Source organism: Nocardia sp. NPDC004722, from assembly GCF_053601505.1.
Genome location: NZ_JBSGBY010000451.1, coordinates 1 through 7059, shown reverse-complemented (window position 1 = coordinate 7059; position 7059 = coordinate 1). Strand labels below are relative to the sequence as shown.

General features: G+C 68.3%; 6 protein-coding genes and 1 pseudogene. 5 read left to right on the top strand and 2 right to left on the bottom strand.

The features are described from left to right. From ACWELQ_RS32925 to ACWELQ_RS32910, 4 genes and pseudogenes are all read left to right on the top strand, one after another. Window positions 1-341 (top strand): annotated as a pseudogene (locus tag ACWELQ_RS32925) (ribonuclease D); the annotation flags it as partial. 123 nt (window positions 342-464) lie between these two features. Then, window positions 465-1013, top strand: a complete 549-nt coding sequence (locus ACWELQ_RS32920; RefSeq protein WP_452400937.1) for a hypothetical protein — start codon at window positions 465-467, stop codon at window positions 1011-1013. 41 nt (window positions 1014-1054) lie between these two features. Beyond that, window positions 1055-1540, top strand: a complete 486-nt coding sequence (locus tag ACWELQ_RS32915; protein ID WP_452400936.1) for a hypothetical protein — start codon at window positions 1055-1057, stop codon at window positions 1538-1540. A 13-nt stretch (window positions 1541-1553) separates the two neighbouring features. Beyond that, window positions 1554-2111, top strand: coding sequence for a hypothetical protein (locus ACWELQ_RS32910; RefSeq protein ID WP_452400935.1), 558 nt, complete (start codon window positions 1554-1556; stop codon window positions 2109-2111). 74 nt (window positions 2112-2185) lie between these two features. Here ACWELQ_RS32910 and ACWELQ_RS32905 read toward each other — a convergent pair whose 3' ends face one another. Together ACWELQ_RS32905 and dxs are read right to left on the bottom strand one after the other, a co-directional pair. Beyond that, entirely contained in the window at window positions 2186-2989 is an 804-nt protein-coding gene (locus tag ACWELQ_RS32905) for an enoyl-CoA hydratase (protein WP_452400934.1), read from the bottom strand. Window positions 2990-3102: 113 nt separating this feature from the next. Further along, the gene (gene dxs / locus ACWELQ_RS32900) at window positions 3103-5046 is read right to left on the bottom strand and encodes a 1-deoxy-D-xylulose-5-phosphate synthase (RefSeq protein ID WP_452400933.1); all 1944 of its coding nucleotides are present in this window, start codon (window positions 5044-5046) and stop codon (window positions 3103-3105) included. Between the two features lie 145 nt (window positions 5047-5191). Here dxs and glsA point away from each other — a divergent pair, with 145 nt between their 5' ends. After that, entirely contained in the window at window positions 5192-7027 is a 1836-nt protein-coding gene (glsA, locus tag ACWELQ_RS32895; RefSeq protein ID WP_452400932.1) for a glutaminase A, read from the top strand. The last annotated feature ends 32 nt before the right edge of the window (window positions 7028-7059 follow it).

Here is a 7059-nt window from a genome sequence, read left to right as displayed (position 1 = left end):
CCCGCGCCCTCCCCGACAGCGAACTCCCCCCGCTGACCCAGCCCTTCGACGGCCCGCCCCCGGTCAACCGCTGGGAGCGCCGCGACCCGGCCGCCGCCGCCCGCCTGCAGCGCGCCCGCGCGGCCATGACCGACCTCTCCACCGAGGTCTCGGTCCCCGTCGAGAACCTGCTCACGCCGGACCTGTTGCGCCGCATGTGCTGGGACGGCCTGCCCAAGTCCGCGACCAACGGCGAGGCCCCGGGTCTGATCGAGGACTACCTGGCGAACGGCGGCGCACGCCCCTGGCAGCGCGATCTCGCGGTCCCGCGGCTGAGCGAAGCCCTCTACCCCAAGGACTGACCCCGGAAATATCGCCCACAGAAGTTGGGGCACACCGGTTTTCTGAAGTGGACTCATTTCACAGTAGGTGAAAGTTAGATTCTGTCGACCCCGAACCCAGGGGTTCGACGAAGGAGTCCACGCATGTCCGCCGCCCACCGCCGCAACCACCACATCGCTTGGGGCGCAACCGCTCTCGCGTTGGCCGCGACGGTCACCACCGCGCTCGCGCCCACCGCGTCCGCGACCATCGACACCCCGAACGTGCTGGACTGCCCGACCACCACCAGCTGCACGCCGGTGACATCGTTCGTGGCGGGCCACAGCTACCGATTCGGGTCCCCGATGGTCCACAACGACCTGGTCGCCTACCAGGTGTACTTCTACGACAACGGGCAGTGCCTCGGAAACACCGCGCCCACCGACAACGGTGACGTCACCGTCATCGTCGGCGATCCGGCCTACATCACCTGGGTGCCGCAAACCGCGGGAACCCACAAGCTCACCGTTCAGCAGGGCACGGAATCGCAATCGATCACTGTGACCGTGACCGCGGCGCCCGCCGGAACACCGACCCCGCAGCAGCCCGCGCAAGGCGGCTGCGACGGCGCGGGCCTCGTCGGCACCGGCAGCGCCGACCTGGGGGCCGGAAGCTCCCTGATCAAGGGCCTGACCTCCGGCAGCGGGCACTGACCGCACCGCGACACGAATCCGAACACAGCAAGGAGTCATCAATGCCCGCATCACACCGCCGCGCACGCCACTTCGCTTGGGCCGCAAGCCTTGTCGGCGCCGTCGGCACCCTCACCGCATTGTCCCCAGGTCTCGCCACCGCCGGTATACACGGTATCGAGGTGTTGGATTGCTCCGGCGGCGGCGCCTACTGCCCGAACGCCACGACTGTCGTTGCCGGGCAAAGCTATCTGCTCAATGCGCCTTATGACGGCGTGAGCGTCTCCACTCCGCCCAGCAGCTTTTTCGACAACGGGGCCTGCATCGGAAACAACAGTTCGAAGGCCGTCACCTGGGTTCCGCAAACCCCGGGAACCCACACGCTGACCACCAGGGGCGGCCGTGGGCCGGATTCGCTGACGGTGACCGTCGTCGCCGCACCCGCCGGAGCCACTATCGCGCCGCAGCCCGCGGAGGGCGGATGCAGCATCGGGTCCGGTAGTTCGAACCTGTTCCCCGGCAGCTCGAGCCTGCCGTTCGGCAGCTAGCAGGAGACAGATCATGCGTACCACTCCCCTCCTGCGCCATACCCTTTGGGGCGCAGCCACTTTGGCCATGGCCGCGAGCGTCTCCACCCTGTCGGTTCCTACCGCGAGCGCTGACATCGAGTCGGAGAGCGGTGGGGTGCTGGATTGTTCGACCAGCCCCTGCACGACGCCATCGACCTACATCGTCGGACACACCTACGACTTCAGCACCGGCGCTCCCGGGGGCACGCCCTCGTGGCACAGCATGTACTCGTCCGCGAACTTCTACGACAACGGGCAGTGCATCGGCAGTGTCGCGTTGACGGCGAACACCATGGGCGCGGACGTGCAATGGGTTCCGACCACCGCGGGAACCCACAACCTCACGCTGAAGTACAACGACATCATTCTGTTCGTGACCACACCGCCGAGGGTGTTCACGGTGACGGTGGTCGCCGCGCCGCCGGGATCGCCCGCCCCGAAGCCGTCGCCGTCGCAGGGCACCTGCACGAGTTCCGGCAGTGGAACCGGTAGCGGCGACTCACTCTCCGGCAGCGCACAACTGCTCAACACTGGCAAGAGCGGCAGCTGACCGGAAGGTCTCCGTCCCTCGGCGCGCGGGGGGCGCCGGGGGACGGAGACCGTACTCGATCCTGGAAGGTGGGCTCAGTCCTGGAAGTGGGGTGGGCGGCGGTCGCGGCGGGCTCGGATGGCCTCGTCGAAGTTGTCGGTGGTGAGGCGGACGTAGAGCTGGGCGAGGCCCTCGCTCTGCATGTGGGATTCGAAACTGCTTGCCTCCAGGCCGTTCCAGAGGAGGCGTTTGGTGAGTTCGCCGCCGACGCGCGACCAGCGGATGATCTGATCGGCGGTGTCGTAGGCGGATTCGAGGAGTTTGTCGGCGGGGACGACGCGCGAGACGATGCCGATGCGTTCGGCTTCGGCGGCGTCGACATCGCGGCCGGTGAGCATGATCTCGAAGGCGCGGGTGGAGCCGATGGCGCGCGGCAGCGTGTAGCTGATGCCGAGTTCGGCGGAGGTGAGGCCGTTGTTGATGCCCGCGGCCCGGAAATACGCGTCGTCCGAGGCGATTCGGATGTCGGTGCCCATGGCCAGGCAGAAGCCGCCACCGATGGCCGCGCCGTTGATGGCGCTGATCACCGGCTGATGCATGCGCTTGAGGGTGAGCATCACATTGTCCAGCAGCGACATCGAGCGGCGCGCGATGCTGGTGCGCGTCAGCCCTTCCACGCCGGGCACCTTGCCCGCGTGCTGGAGATCCGCGCCCGAGCAGAATCCGTGCCCGGCCCCGGTGAGCACCACCACCCGCACCTCGTTGTCGGCCGCCACCTCCTCGAGGGTTTCGCGCAGCGGCACCATCACGTCGAACGCCATGGCGTTCATCCGCTCGGGCCGGTTCAACGTGACCAGCGCGATCTGGGGACGCGGCTTCTCGACGAGCACAAACGACATCCGAACTCCTGACCAGGAAACTGTAACCTGTTACAGAATCTACGCGAGAAGTCCAGCTCCGCACAGAAAAACGGACCCGCGATCGAGGATCGCGGGTCCGCTTCGCGGTGGTACTACTCCGCCGGGAGGAGAGCGTCGGCGATATCCGAGCTCGCCGTATCGGAAGCGCCGAGCCAGACGTGGACGCGCTGGGCGACCTCGCCCGGGGTGAGACCGAGCTCCTGGTGGATCGTGGCGCGCGAAGCGTGATCCAGGAAGTGCTGCGGGACACCGAGATCGCGGGTCGGGACGTCGACGCCCATGCTGCGGAGACGGGCGGAGACCGTGGAACCGATGCCGCCGTGCAGGCCGCTGTCCTCGAGGGTGACCACGAGGCGGTGGTTGCCCGCCATCTTGACCACGGCGTCGGCGACCGGCAGCACCCAGCGGGGATCGACGACGGTGACCGAAACCCCTTCGGCCTCCAGCAGATCCGCCACCTTCAAGGCGAGTTCCGCGAACGGGCCGACCGCCACCAGCAGGACATCGGCGTGCACCGAATAGGAGGCGGCGTCCGGCACGGCGGGCATGCGCAGCACATCCACGCCCTCGAAGCGCTCCACCGCCGGAATCTCCTCGATGGCAGCGCCCTTGGGGAACCGGATCGCCGTGGGGCCGTCACTGACGTGCAGCGCCTCCGCCAATTCCTCACGCAGCGTGGCCGCGTCGCGCGGGGCGGCGACCCGGATGCCGGGGACTATGCCCAGCACCGAGAGATCCCACATGCCGTTGTGCGACGCGCCGTCGTCACCGGTGATGCCCGCACGGTCCAGGACCAGGGTCACCGGGAGCTTGAGCAGCGCGACATCCATCAGCAGCTGATCGAAGGCCCGATTCAGGAACGTCGAGTAGATGGCGACGACCGGATGCAGGCCGCCCAGCGCCATTCCGGCCGCGGAGGTCACGGCGTGCTGTTCGGCGATGCCGACGTCGAACATGCGGTCCGGGAAGCGTTCCCCGAACGGCGACAGACCGGTCGGCCCCGGCATGGCGGCGGTGATGGCGACGATGTCGTCACGCTGCTCGGCCTGGGCGATGAGCTCCTTGGAGAACACCGAGGTCCAGGAGGTTCCGGACGAACCACCCAGCGGCTCACCGGTCTCCGGATCGATCTGGCCGACCGAATGCATCTGATCGGCGACATGATCCACGGCGGGTTTGTACCCGCGGCCCTTTTGCGTCACCGCGTGCACGATGACCGGTCCGCCGAAGTCCTTGGCCCGCTTGAGCGCCGCCTCCAACTGCACCGGATCGTGCCCGTCGACCGGGCCCACGTACTTCATGCCGAGATCGCTGAACAGCTCTTGCGGCGCGACCGCGTCCTTGATCCCGGTCTTGATGGCATGCAGCATCGAGTACGCCGAATCCCCCACGCGCGGAATGCTCTGCACGATCCGCTTGGTGGCGTCGAGCGCGTGCTCGTAGGCGGGCTGCGTGCGCAGACCGGCCAGTCGTTCGGCGAGGCCGCCGATGGTCGGCGCGTACGAGCGGCCGTTGTCGTTGACCACCACGACCACCGAACGATCCTGGCCCGCGGCGATATTGTTCAACGCCTCCCAACACATGCCACCGGTGAGCGCGCCGTCCCCGACGACCGCGACCACGTGCCGCTTCTGCCGGGTCAGCGCGAACGCCTTGGCGATGCCGTCGGCATACGACAGCGAGGCCGAGGCGTGCGAGGACTCCACCCAGTCGTGGGCACTCTCGGCCCGGCACGGATACCCCGACAGCCCGCCCTCTTTGCGCAGCGTGTCGAACCCGTCCTTACGGCCGGTGAGGATCTTGTGCACGTAGGCCTGATGGCCGGTGTCGAAGATGATCGGGTCCGCAGGCGAGTCGAAGACCCGGTGCAACGCGATGGTCAGCTCCACGACGCCGAGGTTGGGTCCCAGGTGCCCGCCGGTGACGGCGACCTTCCGCACCAGAAACTCGCGAATCTCCTCGGCCAGCTCGTGCAGCTCCGGTACCGACAGCCGACGCAGGTCCTCGGGCGTGTCGACCCGGGAAAGCACTCCCACGGCTATTGCTCCCTCCGGATGTCTCCTGTGATTGCAACAGTCTACGGAGCCCGTAGTGGACTCCGATGCCGGGAACGAAACGCCACCTGCGACATCCGTAACAGATGTGAGGCTGCACACACATTACGCCGGTTAGAGTGGCTCGGTGGTCCCCTCCGGCGGCGTCGTGGCCCGCATCATCGACGAAGTGTACGAGCTGTGCCGGGCCGACACGTCGGGAACGCTGGCCGACTACATCCCGGAACTCGCGGCGGTGCAACCCGATTCGTTCGGCATCTGCCTGGCTACCGCGGACGGGCGGGTGTACGGGAGCGGAGATCTGGATACCGCCTTCACGATCCAGTCGATCTCGAAACCGTTCACATATGGCCTGGCCCTGGCCGATCGAGGGGCAGCGGAGGTGGCCCGGCACATCGATGTGGAGCCGTCCGGGGAGCCGTTCTTCGAAATCAGTCTGGACCCCCAGACACAGCGGCCCCGCAATCCGATGATCAATGCCGGGGCGATCGCGGCGGCCTCGCTGATCAAGGGCACCGACACGGCTGACCGGTTTGCCCGAATTCGCCGGAGCTACAGCCGATTCGCCGGACGCGAGCTGAGCATGAACGAGGAGGTGTACGCCTCCGAGGCGCGCACCGGATTCCGCAATCGCGCGATCGGGCTGCTGCTGCGCGGCGCGGGCATCGTCGACATCGACCCCGACGACGCGGTCGACACCTACTTCCGGCAGTGCTCGATCGACGTCACCTGCCGCGATCTCGCGGTGATGGCCGCGACCCTGGCCAACAACGGCGTGAATCCGCTGACCCGCGAACGCGCGCTGACCCGGCCGCTGGTCGAACAGGTGCTCTCGGTGATGACCACCTGCGGCATGTACGACTCGGCGGGCGACTGGGTGACCACGGTCGGGCTGCCCGCGAAAAGCGGTGTGGGCGGCGGAATCCTGGCCGTACTGCCCGGCCAGATCGGCATCGCCGTGTACTCCCCCAGGCTCGACGCGCACGGCAGCAGCGTGCGCGGGGTGAAGGCCTGCCGGGAACTGTCGGACCGCCTGGGCCTGCACTTCCTGCACGTGACCCGCGCCGCGCACACCGCGATCCGTGCCGCCTACTCGGTGGCCGAGGCCCCCTCCCGGCTGCGCCGCGACGCCGATGAGACGGACATCCTGCACGAATTCGGCGACCACGCGCGGATCTTCGAGCTGCACGGCGACCTCCTGTTCGCCGGGGCGGAATCGGCGGTCCGCGCCGTGGAGGAGACCCCCGGCGAGCTCGAAGCGCTGGTGCTGGATCTGCGCGAGGTCGGTGATGTCAGCCCGGTCGCCATCCGCATGCTCAACGATCTCGAGGCCGACCTGGCCGCCACCGGTTGCCGGGTGGCGCTGGTCGATCCGGACGCCAAGCTCGGGCACCTGGTGTCCAGCCTGGATCCCGCCGACCCGCGCGGGCGGGTGTTCATCGACCGCGACGCGGCCACCGAATGGTGCGAGGAGCTCATCCTCGACCGGCACCGCCCCGCCGGCCAGGAGTGCCCGGCGGCGCTGACCATCGACGAGCATCCCGCGCTGGCCGATCTGCCCGAGGACGAACGTGCCCGGCTGGCCAAGGAATTCGAGACCCGCACCATCGCCCGCGGCGAGCTCATCGTCGCCCGTGACAGTCCCCGCAGCGGCCTGTTCCTGATTCTCGACGGCCGCGTCCGCTTCACCTTCACCGACCGCGACAACCGCCGCCACCGGCTCATCACCCTCACCCCCGGACTGTCCTTCGGTGAGACCTCCATGCTCGCGGATGTGCCGTTCGCCAATGACGTGCACGCCGAGACCATGGTCCGGGTGGCGGTGCTGTCCCCCGCCCGCTTCGACGCCCTGACCGCTCAGGCTCCGGAAGCCAAACTGGCTCTGCTGCAACGCCTGGCCGCGACGGCCTACACCCAGGCCGACGCCGCGCTCCGCTCGGTCGCCACCCATCCCTCGCTGTGAGTCTCGGCCGCTGCCGCCGTGCGCGCTGTCGC

Excerpts from the sequence above, each read along its gene's own strand:
- ACWELQ_RS32920 (WP_452400937.1), top strand. The coding sequence starts at position 465 with ATGTCCGCCGCCCACCGCCGCAACCACCACATCGCTTGGGGCGCAACC.
- ACWELQ_RS32915 (WP_452400936.1), top strand. The coding sequence starts at position 1,055 with ATGCCCGCATCACACCGCCGCGCACGCCACTTCGCTTGGGCCGCAAGC.
- ACWELQ_RS32910 (WP_452400935.1), top strand. The coding sequence starts at position 1,554 with ATGCGTACCACTCCCCTCCTGCGCCATACCCTTTGGGGCGCAGCCACT.
- ACWELQ_RS32905 (WP_452400934.1), bottom strand. The coding sequence starts at position 2,989 with ATGTCGTTTGTGCTCGTCGAGAAGCCGCGTCCCCAGATCGCGCTGGTC.